10 protein-coding genes are annotated in these 17,688 nt (G+C 74.3%); 7 read left to right on the top strand and 3 right to left on the bottom strand.

The window, feature by feature from the left end:
* Positions 1-14 precede the first annotated feature (14 nt).
* A complete protein-coding gene (locus H1D33_RS06590; RefSeq protein WP_181568919.1) occupies positions 15-1,658 on the top strand; it encodes a serine/threonine protein kinase in 1,644 nt (547 codons plus the stop codon).
* Positions 1,659-1,664: 6 nt separating this feature from the next.
* On the opposite strand, the gene rph is transcribed toward H1D33_RS06590, so the two are convergent.
* A complete protein-coding gene (gene rph / locus H1D33_RS06585; protein WP_181568920.1) occupies positions 1,665-4,262 on the bottom strand; it encodes a rifamycin-inactivating phosphotransferase in 2,598 nt (865 codons plus the stop codon).
* Between the two features lie 388 nt (positions 4,263-4,650).
* On the opposite strand from rph, the gene H1D33_RS06580 reads away from it, so the two are divergent.
* A complete protein-coding gene (locus tag H1D33_RS06580) occupies positions 4,651-8,805 on the top strand; it encodes a SpoIIE family protein phosphatase (RefSeq protein WP_181568921.1) in 4,155 nt (1,384 codons plus the stop codon).
* A complete protein-coding gene (locus H1D33_RS06575) occupies positions 8,802-9,101 on the top strand; it encodes an STAS domain-containing protein (RefSeq protein WP_181568922.1) in 300 nt (99 codons plus the stop codon). The genes H1D33_RS06580 and H1D33_RS06575 overlap by 4 nt, the downstream gene beginning before the upstream one ends.
* A gap of 12 nt (positions 9,102-9,113) precedes the next feature.
* Here H1D33_RS06575 and H1D33_RS06570 read toward each other — a convergent pair whose 3' ends face one another.
* A complete protein-coding gene (locus H1D33_RS06570; RefSeq protein WP_220138688.1) occupies positions 9,114-9,857 on the bottom strand; it encodes a GAF and ANTAR domain-containing protein in 744 nt (247 codons plus the stop codon).
* Between the two features lie 254 nt (positions 9,858-10,111).
* On the opposite strand from H1D33_RS06570, the gene H1D33_RS06565 reads away from it, so the two are divergent.
* The 4 genes from H1D33_RS06565 (at position 10,112) to H1D33_RS06550 (ending at position 14,793) form a co-directional block, all read left to right on the top strand.
* The gene (locus H1D33_RS06565; RefSeq protein ID WP_181568924.1) at positions 10,112-12,094 is read left to right on the top strand and encodes an alpha-L-fucosidase; all 1,983 of its coding nucleotides are present in this window, start codon (positions 10,112-10,114) and stop codon (positions 12,092-12,094) included.
* 99 nt (positions 12,095-12,193) lie between these two features.
* The gene (locus H1D33_RS06560; RefSeq protein ID WP_246411597.1) at positions 12,194-12,985 is read left to right on the top strand and encodes a hypothetical protein; all 792 of its coding nucleotides are present in this window, start codon (positions 12,194-12,196) and stop codon (positions 12,983-12,985) included.
* 22 nt (positions 12,986-13,007) lie between these two features.
* A complete protein-coding gene (locus H1D33_RS06555; protein WP_181568925.1) occupies positions 13,008-13,487 on the top strand; it encodes a hypothetical protein in 480 nt (159 codons plus the stop codon).
* A gap of 67 nt (positions 13,488-13,554) precedes the next feature.
* Positions 13,555-14,793 carry an MFS transporter gene (locus tag H1D33_RS06550; RefSeq protein WP_181568926.1) on the top strand — a complete coding sequence of 413 codons (1,239 nt, stop codon included), beginning with the start codon at positions 13,555-13,557 and terminating at the stop codon, positions 14,791-14,793.
* Here H1D33_RS06550 and H1D33_RS06545 read toward each other — a convergent pair.
* Positions 14,715-17,483, bottom strand: a complete 2,769-nt coding sequence (locus H1D33_RS06545; protein ID WP_181568927.1) for a helix-turn-helix transcriptional regulator — start codon at positions 17,481-17,483, stop codon at positions 14,715-14,717. The two genes, H1D33_RS06550 and H1D33_RS06545, sit on opposite strands and share 79 nt — an antisense overlap.
* Positions 17,484-17,688: the final 205 nt, after the last annotated feature.

Raw genomic sequence — 17,688 nt, 5'->3', positions numbered from 1 at the left:
CACGGAGGTCGGGAGTGAACGACGGGCTTCGCCCCGGTGACCCGGTCCGGCTCGGTGGGTACGAGCTGCTCGGCCGGCTCGGCGAGGGTGGGATGGGCAGCGTCTTCCTGGCCCGCTCGCCGCAGGGACGGCGGGTGGCGGTCAAGGTGGTCCGCGCGGAACTGTCGCACCACGACGAGTTCCGGGGCCGGTTCCGCAGCGAGGTGAACCGCGCGCGCCAGGTGCCGCCGTTCTGCACCGCCGAGGTGCTGGACGCCGACCCGGACCACGAGCCGCCCTACCTGGTGGTCGAGTACGTCGACGGCCCCAGCCTGGTCCAGGTGGTGCGGGACCAGGGGCCGATGACGACGACCGGGGTGCACGGCATCGCGGTCGGGGTGGCGACCGCGCTCACCGCCATCCACGGCGCCGGCGTGATCCACCGCGACCTGAAGCCGGCGAACGTCCTCGTCGCACCGGGCGGCATCAAGGTCATCGACTTCGGCATCGCCCGCGCCTTCGAGGCGACCAGCCAGCACACCCGGACCGACCAGATGGTCGGCACCGTCGCGTACATGGCGCCGGAGCGGTTCGAGACGACGTCCGGCAACCAGGTGGGACCGGCCGCCGACATCTTCGCCTGGGGCGCCGTCGTGGCGTTCGCCGCGACCGGCCGCACCCCGTTCGCGGGCGAGTCCGCGACCGCCACCGCGATGCGGATCCTCACCCAGCCGCCGGACCTGACCGGCCTGCACGGGCCGTTGCGCGCGCTCGTCGCCCGGGCGTTGGAGAAGGACCCGGCCGACCGGCCCACCGCCCGGGAACTGCTCGACGGACTGTTGACCACGGCCTCGTCGGGCGGGGACGCCGGCCGCCCCCCGAGCGTGCGGGCGGCCGCGACGCCCGGGGCCACCGGAGACGCGACCACCGGGCCGCCGGCCGCCGCCGGTGACGGGGACCGGTCCGGCCCGCCCGAGACGGACCCCGTCGCCGACCGACGGCGACGACGCCGGCTCGTCGGGCTCGTCGCCGGCGCGGCGGTGACGGCGACGCTGGTGTCCGGGGCGCTGTTCGGCCCGGACCTGCTGGGCGACCGCACCGGCGCGACGCCCACCCGCAGCGGCTCGCCGGCCGCCGGCGCGACGACGGCCGGTGCGGCCACGCCCGGTGGATCGCCGTCCACGTCGCCGGCCTCGCGTACGCCGAGCGGGTCGCCCTCCGCCACGACCGACCGGACCCGGGCCATCCTGGCCGGGCAGCGCCGGGTCCTGCTGCACGTGGTGGAGATCGACCGGGACCTCTCGCTGCCGTTCGACGGCGAACTCACCGTCGGCGACGGGACCGGCCGGGACGCGCTCTTCGTGCTCGAACCGGTCGGTGTCGACTTCATGATCAAATCAGTGAACCCGGACATCGCGCACCGCCCCTGCCTGGGCGTCAAGCTCGATTCGGAGGGGTACGCGTTCCTGGTGGGCGCCGACTGCCAGCCGACCGGGGCCACCGTGTTCGAGATCTCCCGCGAGGGCAAGGACGACAAGGGGCGCACCTCCTACGCCATCGTCAGCGACAAGTACGGCGTGGTGCAGTGGGACGAGAGCCAGAAGAAGATCTACGTCCAGGAGCTCGGCGACGCCCCGATCGACACCACGTTCAGCCTGGTCGACCGGGGCGACGCCTGACCGGCGTCAGGACAGCAACTCGACGTGGCCGGCGGAGCCGTGCACCCGGATCCGCTGCCCGTCGCGGATCAGCCGGGTGGCGTCGGGCACGTTCACCACGGCCGGCAGGCCGTACTCCCGGGCGATCACCGCGCCGTGGGTCATCTGGCCGCCCACCTCGGTCACCAGGGCGGCGGCGGCCACGAACACGGGCGTCCAACTCGGGTCGGTGTGGACGGTGACCAGGATGTCGCCCGGCTCCAGGTCGGCGCGGGCCAGGTCCCGCACCACCCGGGCCCGCCCCTCGACCGTGCCGTTCGACACCGGCAGCCCGACCAGCGCGCCGTCCGGCACGTCGTCGCGCCGGTACGCCCCGGCGAGCGCCTCGCCGTGGGAGGTGAGCACGCGCGGTGGCGTGAGCGTCCGGTGCCACCGGTACGCGTCCCGGCGTTCCCGGACGAGCCGCTCGTCCACCCGACGGGTGCGTACCGCGTCGCGGAACTCGTCGAACGTCAGGAAGAAGACGTCCTCCCGGTCGGCGAGCACACCGTCGCGGACCAGCCGGTCGGCCTCCGCGGTCAACGCCTGCTTGTAGACGAGGTAGCGGCTGACGATGCCGTACTTCGGGTACTCCCGGTAGCCGATGAAGGTGCGGACCCGGTCGATCATGCGGCGGGTCTCGTCGGCCCTGCGGTCGCCGTCCGGCAGCGCCCGCAGCCGGGTCAGCACCTCCTCGGCCTTGCGCTCCGCCGCCCGCCGCCCCTGCGCGAAACGCCGCCGGGCCTCGCCGGGGGCGAAGGTGCGGACGTGGTCGAGGATCAGCGGTACGAGGGTGGCCGGCTGCTCGCGCCACCGCGGCCGGGTGATGTCGATCTCGCCGACGCACCGCATGCCGTACCGGTCGAGGTAGTCCTCGATCGCGGCGCGTGCCTCGCGCCCGCCGGGAAGCTTCGGCAGCTCGTCGAGGAAGCCGCCGTCCTCGACGTGGCGCAGGAACGCCACCACCTCCGGATGCGGGCGGATCACGTCGGCGACGTCGAGCAGCGCCAGTCCCATCTCGGAGGTGACGTTGCCGGGGGCGGAGAGGGTGAGCGTGTCGGCGGCGTTCGGCTCGCCCAGCCACTCGCCCAGCTTGTCGTTGAGCCACCAGGTGGCCTCCATCCCGGCCATGATCGCCTGCATCCCGACCGGGTCGGCGAGGACCCGCTTGTGCTCCTCGAACGCCTCGGTCAGGAAGTCGAACAGCGCCGGACCGGACCGGGTGCGGATGTCGCGCCGCAGCGCGGCGATGCTGTCCCGGCTGGCCTCGATCAGCGCCGTGACGATGGCCGGGTCGGTCTCGATGGTCGCCGGCGGCAGGCCGGCCGGCGGGCCGGCGGGGCCCGGGGCGGGCAGCGTGGGCACGACGTCGCCGCGGTCCAGGACCGTGGTCAGCGCGTCCAGGGTCAACGGGTCGGACCGCCTCATCAGGTCCAGGAAGCCGGCCCGCCCGGCCGGGTCGCTCAGGTGCCGGGTGGCGTCGACGAAGAGCCGCCCGCCTGCGGCGTGCATGGGCGCCATGGCGGTCAGCCGCCACATCGACAGGCCCAGCGGCCTCATCGCGTCGGTCATCATCTGCTGGTGGCCGACGGAGAGGTAGACGTGCGTGGCGTCGTCGCCGGCCGCCGGGACCGGGAACAGGGTGGTGATCGGCCGGCTCTGCAGAATCTGGACGTCGCCGTCGACCAGGGCCCACTCCACGTCCTGCGGGCGGCCGAACCGGGCCTCGATCCGCCGGCCGAGGTCGACCAGCCGCAGGACCTGCGCGTCGGTCAGCGCCGGCTGCTCCTGGCGGGCCGGGTCGACATCCACCACCCGCGTCCCGCCGCCCGGCACGGCGCGCACCTCCGACCGCTTGGCCGCGATCGTCCGGCCGACGACCGCGCCGTCGCGCACCGTGAACACGTCCGGGGTCACCAGGCCGGCGACCATCGCCTCGCCGAGCCCGAAGCCGGCGTCCACCGAGGTGACCCGACGGTCGCCGGTGACCGGGTCGGCGGTGAACAGGACCCCGGCCGCGTCCGGGACGACCATCCGCTGCACGACCACGGCCATCCGTACCGCGCGGTGGTCGATGCCGTTGCGGAGGCGGTAGCCCACCGCGCGTTCGGTGAACAGCGACGCCCAGCAGCGGCTGACGTGGGCGAGGACCGCGGGCGGGCCGACCACGTTGAGGTAGCTGTCCTGCTGGCCGGCGAACGAGGCGGTCGGCAGGTCCTCCGCGGTGGCGCTGGAGCGGACGGCGTAGGCCGCGTCGTCGCCGAGGCCGGCCAGGGCGTCGGTGATCGCGGCGGCCACGTCGTGCGGAACGGCCGTCTCCTCGACCGCGCGGCGGATGTCCGCGCTGAACGTCCGGATCGCCTCCCGGTCGTCCGGCCCCGGCCGGGCGAGCCGGTCGAGTAGCTCGTCCAGCGCCGGCACGCCCGCCACGGCCAGCCGGAACGCGTCCGTGGTCACGCAGAAGCCGGGCGGCACGCGTACCCCCTCGGTCCGCGACAGCGCCCCCAGGTGGGCGCCCTTGCCGCCGACGACCGCGCCCTGCGTCTCGTCGACCTCGTCGAACCCCACCACGTACCGTCCGGCCATTCCGCGCCCCCGTTTTCCCAGCTCGATCCGCGTCCGGCCGACGATTCTGCGGCACCACCCGGGCCTTGCCACAAGCCCCCGGGTGCGGTATACGTTAGAAGTGGCAGGGAGCGATCTCCCTGCCTTTGCTGTTTCCTGGCCGCTGTCGTTTCCTGGCCGCCGCTGTTTCTCGACCACCGCCGGCCGTGTCCGCATCGCCCGGCGGAACTGTGGCGCTTCCGACCTCGCCGGGGCGGCATGGCATGGCCGTCTCGGGGGCAAGAGCACTGCGGAGAGCGACGCTGGGAGGCCGATCGGGCGGGCAATACGCCACCTCTGCCCGCATTTGCCCCCCGAAGCTGCGCCATCTGGACGGGCAGGATCCGACGCGGTGAGGGAGACTCGGGCGATGACCGGCGCTGGCACCGACCCGCGAACACGTGCCGACGTGTTCGCCGTCGACGGTGAGATCGGCCCGGACCTGGCCCGGGTCGACTGGTCGGCCCACCCGCTCGGCGCGCCGGACGGCTGGCCGCAGAGCCTCCGGACCGCGGTACGCATCCTGCTGTCCTCCCGCTTCCCCATGTGGATGGCCTGGGGGCCGGAGCTGACCTTCTTCTGCAACGCCGCCTACCGGCGCGACACGCTCGGCCGCAAGTACCCGTGGGCGCTGGGCCGGCCGGCGAACGAGGTGTGGGCGGAGATCTGGGGCGACATCGGCCCGCGCATCGACACCGTGCTGCGCACCGGTGAGGCGACCTGGGACGAGGGTCTGCGACTGTTCCTGGAGCGCTCCGGCTACCGGGAGGAGACCTACCACACGTTCTCCTACAGCCCGCTGCGCGACGACGACGGCACGCTGGTCGGGATGCTCTGCGTGGTCAGCGAGGAGACCGAGCGGGTCATCGGCGAGCGCCGGATGGCCACGCTGCGGGACCTCGGCTCCGACCCGAGCGTCATCCGCACCGAGCAGGAGACGCTCGCCTTCGCCGCGCGCCAGCTCGGGCGCAACCCGTGGGACCTGCCCTTCACACTGACGTACCTGTTCGGCGACGACGGCGACGCGCGGCTCGCCGAGGCGACCGGCGTCGCCGCCGGCCACCCGGCGGCTCCGGTGACGCTGTCGCCCGACGACGCCACGACGCCCTGGCCGACGGGCGAGCTGACCGAGGGCGAGTCGGTCCTGGTGCCGCTGGACGGCGACGGGTTCGCCGACCTGCCGACCGGCGGCTGGCCGGACCCGCCGACCGAGGCGCTGCTGGTGCCGCTGCGCCAGCAGGGCGGCACGCCGTACGGCTTCCTGGTGGCCGGGCTGAACCGCTACCGCGCGCTCGACGACGGCTACCGGGGGTTCGTGGAGCTGACCGCCGGGCACGTGGCGACCGGGATCGCCAGCGCCCGCAGCTACCAGGCCCAGCAGCGGCGGGCCGAGGAGCTGGCCGAGCTGGACCGGGCCAAGACCGCCTTCTTCTCCAACATCAGCCACGAGTTCCGCACCCCGCTGACGCTGATCATGGGTCCGGTCGACGAGCTGCGGGTCCGGCTGCGCGACGCCGACGAGCAGGTCCGCGCGGAGCTGGAGGTGGTCCGCCGCAACGGGCTGCGCCTGGGCAAGCTGGTCAACAGCCTGCTCGACTTCTCCCGCATCGAGGCCGGCCGGATGCAGGCCCGCTACCAGCCGGTGGACCTGGCCGCCGTCACCGCCGACCTGGCCAGCGTCTTCCGCTCCGCGATCGAACGCGCCGGCCTGGCCTTCGAGGTCGACTGCCGGCCGCTGCCCGAGCCGGTGCACATCGACCCGGCCATGTGGGAGAAGGTGGTGCTCAACCTGCTCAGCAACGCGTTGAAGTTCACCTTCGACGGCACCGTCCGGGTGACGCTGCGCGCCGAGGACGGGCAGGCCGTGCTGCGGGTCGCCGACACCGGGATCGGTGTCGCCGAGGACGAGATGCCCCGGTTGTTCGAGCGGTTCCACCGAATCGAGAACGCCCGCTCCCGTTCCGACGAGGGCAGCGGGATCGGCCTGGCGCTGGTCAGGGAGCTGATCGGGCTGCACGGCGGCATCATCACCGCCACCAGCACACCGGGCCGGGGCACTGAGTTCACCGTCCGGCTGCCGTTCGGCACCGCCCACCTGCCCGCGGACGCCCTCGCCCCGGCCGGCGCGGGTCGGGCCCCGGTCGCGGCCGAGCCGTTCGTGCAGGAGGCGCTGCGCTGGCTGCCGACCGATCCGGCGGCCGAGGTGGTCCCGGACGACCCGGCGCCGGGCGACGGGCCGGCGCCGGCCCTGCCGGGGCAGGTCGCGGCCCGGGTCCTGGTCGCCGACGACAACGCCGACATGCGCGAGTACCTCACCCGCCTGCTGCGCTCCGCCGGGCACCGGGTGCAGGCGGTGGCCGACGGGCAGGAGGCGCTGGAGGCGGCCCGCACGCACCCGCCCGACCTGGTGGTCAGCGACGTGATGATGCCCCGGCTCGACGGCCTGCGACTGGTGGCCGCGCTGCGCGCCGACCCGCGGACGGCCGGCACGCCGGTGCTCCTGCTGTCCGCCCGCGCCGGGCAGGAGGCCTCGATCGAGGGGTTGGAGGCGGGCGCCGACGACTACCTGGTCAAGCCGTTCCCCGCCGCCGAACTGCTGGCCCGGGTCCGGGCGAACGTGGAGCTGGCTCGACTGCGCAACCACCACGCCCGCTGGCGCACCGCGTTGATCGACTCGTTGCAGGAGGCGTTCTTCGTCTGCGACTCCGACGGCTCGGTAATCGAGATCAACACGGCGTTCACCGACATCCTCGGCTACGGGCCCGAGGGCCTGCCCTATCCGCCGGTGCAGCCGTGGTGGCCGGACCCGGAGGCCGAGCCGGAGGCGCACCGGCAGGTGTCCGCGGCGTTCTCGGTGCTGCTCGGGCAGACCCAGGGCACCTACACCGTGCCGGTGACCCACCGCAACGGCCACCGTCTCTGGATCGCGGCCGCGTTCAACCAGGTCGACGACCCGGACACCGGCCGCCGGGTGATCGTGGGCACGTTCCGCGACGTGACCGACGAGCACTACGCGGTGCAGCGCGAGACCGCGCTGGCCGGGCTCAGCATGCGCCTGTCCCAGGCGGACGACCTCACCGACGCCCTGCGCGGAGTGCTGGACGAGATGCGCAAGCTGTGGCGGGCCACCACCGTGCTCACCGCCGTCTTCGACGACTCCCCCGCCCCGGACGTCACCGCCACCGACCCCCTGCTGCGCTGGGACTCGCTGCCGGACGCGCGCCGCCAGGCGCTTGTCGCGCTGCGCGACACACCGCTGCTGACGCCGGTGGCGACCCGGACGCACGGCGCCGGCATCGCGGTGGAGCACCCGCACGGCACCATGGCGCTCTGGATCGACCTGGGTGAGAAGCGGCCCTTCACCGAGCAGGACCAGACCCTGCTGGCGCTGCTCGCCGGCCACGTCGCGCAGGGGCTGCACCGCGTGCACCAGATCGACCAGCAGCGCGAGACCGCGCTGGCCCTGCAGCGGGCGATCCTCGGTCCGGCCCAACTGCCGGCCGGCTTCGCCGTGCGCTACGCCCCCGCCACGCTCCCGCTCAAGGTCGGCGGCGACTGGTACGACACCGTCGAGCTGCCGGACGGGCGGATCGGGATCGTGGTCGGCGACTGCGTCGGCCACGGCCTGCGCGCCGCGACCGTGATGGGGCAGCTCCGCAGCGCCTGCCGGGCACTGCTGCTCCAGGACGCCAGCCCGGCCCAGACGCTGATGGCGCTGGACCGGTTCGCCGCGCTGCTGCCGGGCGCGCAGTGCGCCACCGTCTTCTGCGGCGTACTCGACCCGGCGACCGGCCGGCTGCGCTACTCCAGCGCCGGGCACCCGCCGGCCATCGTGGTGCAGCCCGACGGCACGTCGGCGCTGCTCGACCAGGGCCGTTCCCGCCCGCTCGCGGTCCGTACCGGCCGGGACCGGCCGGAGGCCGAGACCACGGTGCCGGCCCGGGCCACGCTCATGCTCTACACCGACGGCCTCGTCGAGCGCCGCCGCCAGCCGCTGACCTCCGGCATCGACCGGGCCACCGCCGCCATCCAGGAAGGCCGGTCCGTCCCGGTCGACGACCTGGCCAGCGAGGTGATGGACCGGCTCACCCCGGACGGCGGGTACGACGACGACGTGGCCCTGCTCCTCTACCGCCACCCGGGGCCGCTGGAGCTGGACTTCCCCGCCGAGTCGTCGCGCCTGGCCGAGGTCCGCACCGCGTTGCGCGGCTGGCTGGACCGGTGCGGCCTGGCCCCGGCCCACTCCTACAACGTCCTGGTGGCCGCCGGTGAGGCGTGCGCCAACGCCATCGAGCACGGCCACCGGAACAGCCCCGGCGGCCGGATCCGGCTGCGCGCCGCCGCGACCGCCGACGCGTTGCGGCTGAGCGTCACCGACAGCGGGCACTGGCGGGACCAGAACCGCCCGCCCGACCCGAGCCGGGGTCGTGGCCTGGTGCTCATGCGTGCTCTCATGGACAGCATCACCGTGACGCCGGGCGCCACCGGCACCACCGTCGACATGCAGGCAAGGATCATCCGATGAGCACGGCCCTGACGCTGACCACCAGCGACGGCCCCGACGGCACGCGTGTGCTGACCGCGGTCGGTGAGATCGACATGAGCAACGCGGCCGACTTCGGCGCCGCGCTGGACGACGCGGTACGCCCCGACGGCGACCCGCTCGTGGTGGACCTGACCAAGGTGGAATACCTGGACAGCGCCGGCCTGGCCGTGCTGTTCCCGCACGCCGAGCGCGTCGCACTGGTCGCCAGCCCACTGCTGGAGCCGCTGCTCACCATCTCCGGGCTGGCCGACCTCACCACGGTCCGCAGCGCCTGAGCCGGGTGGCGTTCACCGTGGGGCGGTGAGTTCCCCCGACTCGACCAGGTGACGCGCCACGTCGAGCAGTTTGGTGTTGGTGTGCTGGCTGCTCAGCACGAGCAGGCGGAACGCCTGCTCGCCGGTCACCCGGTGCCGTTCCATCAGGATGCCCTTGGCCTGGCCGATCACGTCCCGGGTGGAGAGAGCCTGGGTGAGCTGGGTGATCTGCCGGGCGTCGGACATGGCGACCGCGGCGTGCGCGGCGAACAGCAGGCCCACCTGCTCCGAATCGTCGGTGAACGCGTCGGGCCGCTCGGCGTAGAGGTTGAGCGCGCCGAGGTTGTCGTCGGAGACGTAGAGCTGGAACGACAGCATGCTGCCGATCCCCAACTCGGCGACGCCCTTGCTGAACGCCGGCCAGCGCGGGTCGGCGCCGACGTCGGACACCCGCACGGTGGTCTCCTCGTACAGCGACGACAGGCAGGGTCCCTGGTCGGTGTCGTACTGCACCTCGTCGACGTCGCACGGCACCTGGTGGGTGGTGGCGGTGGTGGAGATCCGTCGCCGCCCCCTGATCTCGGAGATCGCGGCGTAATCGGCGCCGGGGATGGTGTCGACGGCGGCCCTGACGACGGCGTCCAGCGTGCTCCGCTCGTCCTTCTCGCTCTGCAGGCCGCGGGCCAGGTCGACGAGCACCAGGCCCAGTCGGTCCAGCTCGGCGCCGCCGTACGCCGTCGACGGTCGGCCCCGGGCGTGCCGGTCTCCGTCGCCCACGGGGTCCCTCGCTTCCGCCGCGAAGGCTCCGCTCATCGAAACCCACTGAAGCTCAGACACCTACCCGGTCTCGGGCCGGTCCAATCCGGGGGCGGTCGCGAACATACAGCGACTGCGGATTCATAAGACGTATGCACTTCCGACCATCGATCTATCCGCACCTAGGATATTGACGTCCCCCGATGACAGCGCCTAACGTCTGATGTCTGAGCCGGCTTTCCCCACCCCACCACCCCGTCCCCGAAGGGATCACCATGTCCCGTCCCCACCTCACCCGCCGTTCCCTGCTGGCCGCCCTCGGCGCGGGCGGAGCCGCCGTCGCCGTGGGCGGCGTGGCTCGCCCACTGCCCGCCGCCGCCGCCATCCCCGGGCCGGCCTCCTACGCCGAGACCTGGGCATCGGTCGGCCAGCACCCGGCCGCGCCCGAGTGGTTCCAGGACGCCAAGTTCGGCATCTACTTCCACTGGGGCGCGTTCAGCGTGCCGGCCTACGCCAACGAGTGGTACCCGCGCAACATGTACAACAACGGCTCGAACGAGAACAACCACCACCGGTCCGTCTACGGCGACCCGTCGGCCTGGCCGTACCACAACTTCATCAACGGGGCCCGCGACAAGGCCGGCAACCTCGTCCAGTTCGCCCCGAGGCTGAAGTCGGCCGGCGGCGCCTTCGACCCCAACGAGTGGGCTCAGCTCTTCGCCGACGCCGGCGCCAGGTTCGCCGGCCCGGTCGCCGAGCACCACGACGGCTTCTCCATGTGGAACAGCCAGGTCAACGAGTGGAACTCGGTGGCCCGGGGCCCGAAGCTCGACCTGCTCCGCCTGCACACCGACGCGATCCGTGCGCGGGGCATGAAGGTCATGGTCGCCATGCACCACGCGTACAACTTCACCGGCTTCTACCAGTGGGCGCCGCAGCAGTCCGACGCGAGCCTGCGCAAGCTCTACGGGCAGCTCGGCACCGCCGCGGAGGAGCAGCTCTGGTACGACAAGCTGCGCGAGGTGATCGACCAGGCCCAGCCGGACATGATCTGGCAGGACTTCAACCTCGGCCGGATCAGCGAGGCGCAGCGGCTGAAGTTCCTGGCCTACTACTACAACCGGGCGGTGGCCTGGGACAAGGAGGTCGTCGCCACCTACAAGGACGGCCTGGAGCGGGGCGGCTCGGTCTTCGACTACGAGCGCGGCGGCCCGGCGGAGCGGCGTGACCCCTACTGGCTCACCGACGACAGCATCAGCAGTTCGAGCTGGTGCTACACGGTGGGCATCGGCTACTACTCGCTCAACCAGATGCTGCACTCGCTGCTGGACCGGGTCAGCAAGAACGGCAACATGGTGCTCAACATCGCGCCGATGGCCGACGGCACCATCCCGAGCGGGCAGCGCACCGTCCTGCTCGGCATCGGCGACTACCTGCGCCGCTTCGGCGAGTCCGTCTACGCCACCCGGGCCTGGAGCACCTACGGCGAGGGTCCGACCCAGATGGGCGGCGGCTCCTTCAGCACGCCGCGCGCCGGCACCGCGCAGGACATCCGGTTCACCCGCAACAAGGCCAACACCGTGCTGTACGCGACGATCCTCGGCTGGCCGGGCAGCTCGGTGAACATCACCACCCTGGCGGCGAACCGGATCAACCTGAGCAGCCTGGCCGGCGTGCAACTGCTCGGGTCCACCGCGGGCAGCTACGTCAACCTGCCGACGCGGACCCAGGACAACGGCGGCCTGCGGATCACCCTGCCCTCGGCCTCGGCGCCTTTCAGCGCCCCCGCGTACGTGCTCAAGCTGACCTTCAACGGCGCGATCCCGACCCTGGGCGGCAGCACCGGCACCTGGCAGCGGATCACCAACGTGACCAACGGCCTGGCGCTGGACAGCGGCGGCAACGTCGCCTCCGGGTCGGCGCTGAAGCAGTGGAGCTGGGACGGCAGCACGAACCTGCAGTGGCAGCTCATCGACCTGGGCACCGGCTACCACCGGATCGTCAACCGGACCAACGGCATGGTCGTCGACGGCTTCGGCCAGACCACCAACGGCGCCAACGCCCAGCAGGCGGCGTGGAACGGCGGCAACACCCAGCAGTGGCAGCTCACCGACCAGGGCAGCGGGCGCTACCGGATCGCCAACCGGGCCACCGGCCTGGTGCTCGACGGCGGTGGTCAGGTGGCCTCCGGTTCCCCGGTCAAGCAGTGGACCTGGGACGGCAGCACCAACCTGATGTGGACGATCACCGGCGTGTGAGCACCACTCCGTCGACCTGTTAGGCGGGGGCCCCGCCTATACCGAATGCGTTAACCGGGGCCCCCGCCTTACCGGCGGCACGGCGGTAGGGTGTCGCGGGTGGACGGGAGACGGGTGAGCGGACGGCGGGCGCGCCTGCGGGCCGCCGGCGTGGCAACGATGGTCGCGCTGGCGCTGACCGGGTGCGGCGAGCATCGCGGTGACGTGCTGGCGGCGGACGCGGCGACGGCCGACGCGAAGAGCCTCAACGAGGCCCTCGGGGATCGCAACCGGCCCCGCGACGCCGCGACGATCGCCGCGACCGAGATCCTGGGCGAAGCCCGGCCGCTCGCGCCGCCGGAGGAGGGCTCGACCGTACGCCGGGAGGCCCTGGCCTGGTCAGGTCGCGTCTCCGGCGACGAGCACGCCACCATCGACGTCCGGTTCGTCGCCTCCGTGCCGGAACGCTCGGCGGGCTCGTTCGGCGACACCGGCCACAGCGCCGGTGAGGCCACCCGCTGCTACCGCTACGAGCTGCGGATGTACCGGGAGACGTCCTATCGGGAGATCGACTGCCCGTCCGGGGCCGCTCCCCCACCGCCCAGCGCCGCGCCGGTGCCGAAGGTGCCGGACGACGGGAGCGCCCGGCTCACCGCGGTGCTGCGCACGGCCACCCCGCAGACGCTGGCGGGCAAGGTGCGGGCGGCGTTCCCGCAGGAGTGGATCACCGTCGACACGACGACCCACGAGGGCGCGTTGGTGGCCGCCGTGGGGGTGCCGGCGGAGCGGGACTGCCTGCTGCTGGTGCGTACGCCGGCCGGGCGGATCGAGGCGCCCGGTTACGACCGGGTGTGGTTGGAGCCGGGCGAGATCGGGTGCCGGACCGCCCTCTACACCGCACCGCCCCGCTGAGCTGTCAATGTAGCGTTGACAGATGGCCCTGGATCTGACCCGCCTGACCGAGATCGAGGCCGCCCGGGCCCGGCTGGACGAGCGGGAGCTGGAGCTGATCGACCGGGCCCGGCACGACGGCGCCACCTGGGCGCAGATCGCCGACGCCCTGGGGCTGAGCAGCCGGCAGGCCGCCGAGCAGCGCCGGCAGCGCCTGGTGGCGACCCGTCGCGCGCGGTTGGGGCGGGTGGACCGGGCCTGGTCGGCCGAGGTGGTGGCGCTGCGGGCGGCCGTCGCCGACCTGGACCGGTGGATCGGGGCGGATCGGGGCTGGGACGGCCGGTTCCGGCGCGCCGCGCTGGTGCGCCACACCTGCGCGTCGGCCCTGGACGCCGCGCCGGGGCCGCTGTTCGCGCTGGCCGCGTACCTGGTCGGCGATCTCGCCGGGGTCGGACCGCGACTGCCGGCGCCGGCCCGGGAGGCGGCCCGGCGGATCGCCGCGATGCTGTCAACGGAACATTGACGGTCTTGCTCGGGTGACGCTCAAGAATTGAAGATGTGAGTCTTCCCCGCTCAACCTCGGAGGGCTCATGCGCCGCAACGCCACGCTGTTCGTAGCCGTCTCGCTGCTGTCCGGGCTGGGCGGCAGCGCCATGTCCCTGGTCGCCGGCATCTGGGTGCTCGACCTCACCGGGTCGACCGGGCTGGCCGCGCTCGCCGGGCTCTGCGTCTACGCGCCGGTGCTGGCCGGCCCCTGGCTCGGCGGGCTGCTGGACCGGGCGCCCCGCCGGCCGCTGGTCGTCGGCGTCAACCTGGCGCTGGCCGCCGTCCTGCTCAGCCTGCTCGCGGTGCGCGGGCCGGACCGGGCCTGGCTGATCTTCGTGGTCTCGTGCGCCTACGGCCTCAGCTACGTGCTGATCGACGCCGGCGAGACGGCGCTGCTGCCCGCCGCGCTGCCCCCGGCGCGGCTCGCCGACGTCAACGGCTGGCGTTCCAGCGCGCAGGAGGGCACGAAGCTGGTGGCGCCGCTGGCCGGCGCGGGCCTCTACGCGTGGCGGGGCGGCCCTCCGGTGGTCCTGCTGTGCGCCGCCGTGCCGGTCCTCGTGGCCGCCGGATACGCCGCGTTGCGGCTGCCCGCCACCGGCCCGGTCGACCGGAGTCCGGCGGCACGCCCGCACGGGCTGCGGGCCGGGCTCGCCGTCCTCCTGCGCCGGCGCGCGGTACGCGTACCGGTGGCGCTCGCGGCGGTGACCATCGCGATGTCCGGTTTCACCACCGCGGCGCTCTACACCGTGGTGGTCGAGGAGTTGGCCCTGCCGTCGACGTTCCTCGGCGTGCTGGCCAGCGCGCAGGGCGCCGGTTCGGTGCTCGCCGGGCTGGTGGTCGGGCGGCTCGTCGCCCGCCGGGGCGCGTCCGCCGTCGGCGTCGCCGGCACGGTGCTGTTCGCGCTCGGCTGCCTGGGCCGTTGCCTGCCCTGGTGGCCGGCGACGGTGGCCGCCTCGGTGGTGATCGGCGTGGGTCTGCCGTGGACGCTCGTCGCCGCCGTCATCGCGGTGCAGACGCACACGCCCGCGGCGCTGCTCGGGCGGGTGTCCGGCACCGCGAACACGGCGATGTTCGGGCCGGTCACGGCGGCCATTCCGCTCGGCTCGGCGGCCGTGCACCTCGGCGGCCGGCCGCCGCTCGTCGCCGCCGCCGTGGCCTGTCTGGCCGTCGCGCTGACGACGGTCGCCACGACCGCGTGGCGCGGTCAGTCCGAGTCGGACACCGGCCGGCGGGACAGGTGGCGGATCAGCTCCGGTCGCGAACGGAGCTGCAACTTCCGGTAGACGTTGCCGAGGTGGTACTCCACGGTCTTGGGCGACAGGAAGATCCGGGTGGCGATCTCCCGGTTGGTCAGGCCCTCCGCGACGTGCAGGGCGATCTGGCGCTCCTGGCTGGTCAACCGGTCGACGCCCCGGTCGTCGGGGGCCGGCGCCCGCCGCCCGGTCGCGTCGATCTCGGCCCGGCAGCGCCGCGCCCACCCCTGGGCACCGGCCGACTCGAACAGCCGCAGGGCGGCGTGCAACCGCTCGCGGGCGTCCCGGCGTCGCTTCGCCCGGCGCAGCCGCTGACCGTAGCCGAGCAACGTGCGGGCCCGCTCCAACGACCCGGCCGCCGGGTCACACCGGGCCAGCGCGGCCGTGAACGCCTCGTCCAGGTCCCGTTCCGGGGCGAGCAGGCCGTGGACCCGGGCCGCCGCCGCCCGGCCGTCGCCCAGCTCCGCCGACGCCTGGGCCGCCCGCTCCGCGCGGCCCAGATGGGCGTACGCCTCCGCCAGTTCGCCGGCCACCGGGAGCCAGCCCGGCTCTGCCAACCCGCCGTGGCGCTGAGCGGCACGGATCCACTCCAGCTCGGTCACCGCCTCGTCCCAGCGCGCCGCGACGACGGATGTCATGGCGGTGGCGTACCGGAGCCGGACCTCGACCTCGCCGAACTCGACCGGCAGCAGCCGGCGGGCGTCGTCGACCCGCGCCCGCGCCGCCGGCTCCGCCCCCGACAGCGCCTCCACCAGGGCGAGCCCGGCCAACGCCTCCGCCCGCAGCACCGGCAGCGCCACCTGTTCGGCGAGCCGGACCGCCTCGGTCGCCGCCCGGTAGGCGGCGTGCAGCCGGCCACCGCGCCACTCCAGCTCGGCGAGTCGGGGCAGCGCGTAGGCCAGCAGGAACACGTCGTCGTTCGCCCGTGCGCGGTCGATCTCCGGCGCCAGCAACGCCCGCGCGGTGTCGTGGTCGGCGAGCCAGCAGAACACCTCGGCCAGTTCCGCGGCCGAGCCGTCGGCGTGCCCGGCGCAGACGGCGACGCACTCCCGGGCCAGCGCCGCCCCCTCGGGCAGCCCGGCCAGCACCTGCGCGGCGGCCAGCCGGATCAGCCCCTTGGGCCAGGGCGGGCCGTCGGCCGTCCGGGCGAGCGCCACCACCCGGGTGCACAACGGCAGCATGCCGGCGATGTCGAACCGGGCCCAGAACTGGTTGACCCCGGCGCTCATCAGCTTGGCCGCGCCGAGCGGGTCGACGCCCGCGTAGGACTCCGCCTCGGCCAGGAAAGCCTGCTCGCGTACCGCGGCGTCGCTGTGCTGCAGGGCGAGGTGGGTCAGCAGCGGCTTCACCCGGCACAGCAGGTCGACCCGCCGGGTGAGCGTCAGCGCCTCCTCCCCCAGCGCCACCGCGTGCCGGCCGGCGCCCGCGTTGGCCCAGGCCCGGGTGGCGCCGATCAGACGCTCCGCCCGCAGGTCCGCGTCCGGCGTCAGCCGGGCCGACCGCTCGTACGCCCGCGCCTCGGCCACCACCCCGCCGCGCCGCTGCGCCCGCTCGGCCGACCCGGCCAGCAGCGCGGCCACCCGCTCGTCGGGGACGCTCGTCGCGGCGGCCAGATGCCAGGCCCGGCGGTCGGCCGCGTCGGCGCCGGTCAGCACCGAGGCGATCGCCAGGTGCGCCGACCGGCGTTGCCCGGCGCCGGCGACGGAGTGCACCGCGGCCCGGGTCAGCGGGTGGCGGAACGTCACCTCACGGCCGCCGACCCGGACCAGGCCGGCGTCGACCGCCGGATCGAGCGCGTCCAGATGCAGGCCCTGCATCGTGAGGACCTGCTGGAGCAGCGCCGGCCCGGTCGTGCCGGCCACCGCGCAGACGACCAGTGCCCGCCAGGTGGCCTCCGGCAGGCCTCGGGCGTGCGCCAGGACGCTGGTGCGGATGCGGTCCGCCAGCACCAGCGGCTCCTCCAGCGGCAGCCAGCCGTCCCGGTGCTCCTCGGCGAGCGCCGCCGGCAGCTCGATCAGGGCCAGCGGATTGCCCGCGGTGGCCGCCGCCAGGTCCTCGGCGGCCCGCCGGTCCAGCCCGGCGCGCATCGCGAGCCGGACGGCGGCGTCCGGCGCCAGCCCCGCCACCGGCAGCTCCGGCACGCCGCGCCCGTCGAACCCGGGCACGTCCCGGGCCGCGAAGACGATCGCGACCCGGTCGGCCAGCAGGCGCCGCGCGGTGAACAGCAACGCCTCGGCGGACGCGGGATCGATCCAGTGCGCGTCGTCGACCAGGCACAGCACCGGCGTCCGCTCGGCCGCCGTGGTGAGCAGCGTCAACGTCGCCAGGTACGCGGCCAGCCGGTTGACCGTGCCGGAACCGCCGTCGACGGCCAGCGCGGTGCGCAGCGCGTCGGCCTGCCGCGCCGGCAGCTCGTCGAGCCGGTCCAGCAGCGGGCGCACCAGTTCGTGCAGCGCGGAGAACGGCAGCTCCGCCTCGAACGGCACCCCGGTCGCGCGCAGCACCCGCATCCCGCCCGCGTGCGCGGCGCAGTGGTCGAGCAGGGCCGTCTTGCCCACGCCGGCCGCACCGCGCAGCACCAGGGCACCGCCGCGCCCGTCCACGGCGTCGGCAAGCATCCCGGTCAGGCGGTGACACTCGTCGGCCCGGCCGAGCAGGTCGTCCGCGCCGCCGTCGGTGGCCGTGCCGACGGCGGCGGCCGGAGCCACCGATCCCCCCATGGCCGCACGTTAACCGCTGATCGGTTCCGGACCGACGGTGGCGACACGTTCCCGACAGCGGTCCGCCGGGCCGGCGTCGACTAGGAGGTTCCCGGATCCGGGCGCCGCCGGTCGTCCCTAGCGTCGTCACCAGCCGGGAAGCGGCGCCGGGTGGTCGGCGACCACCGGGCCGACCGTCCCGGCGCAGGGACGCGGGTTCGATCCG

Origin of the sequence: Micromonospora ferruginea, assembly GCF_013694245.2 — a bacterium.
Lineage (GTDB): Bacteria > Actinomycetota > Actinomycetes > Mycobacteriales > Micromonosporaceae > Micromonospora > Micromonospora robiginosa.
The sequence above is the reverse complement of the archived record's forward strand: the minus strand, read 5'-3'. Positions and strand labels throughout refer to the sequence as shown.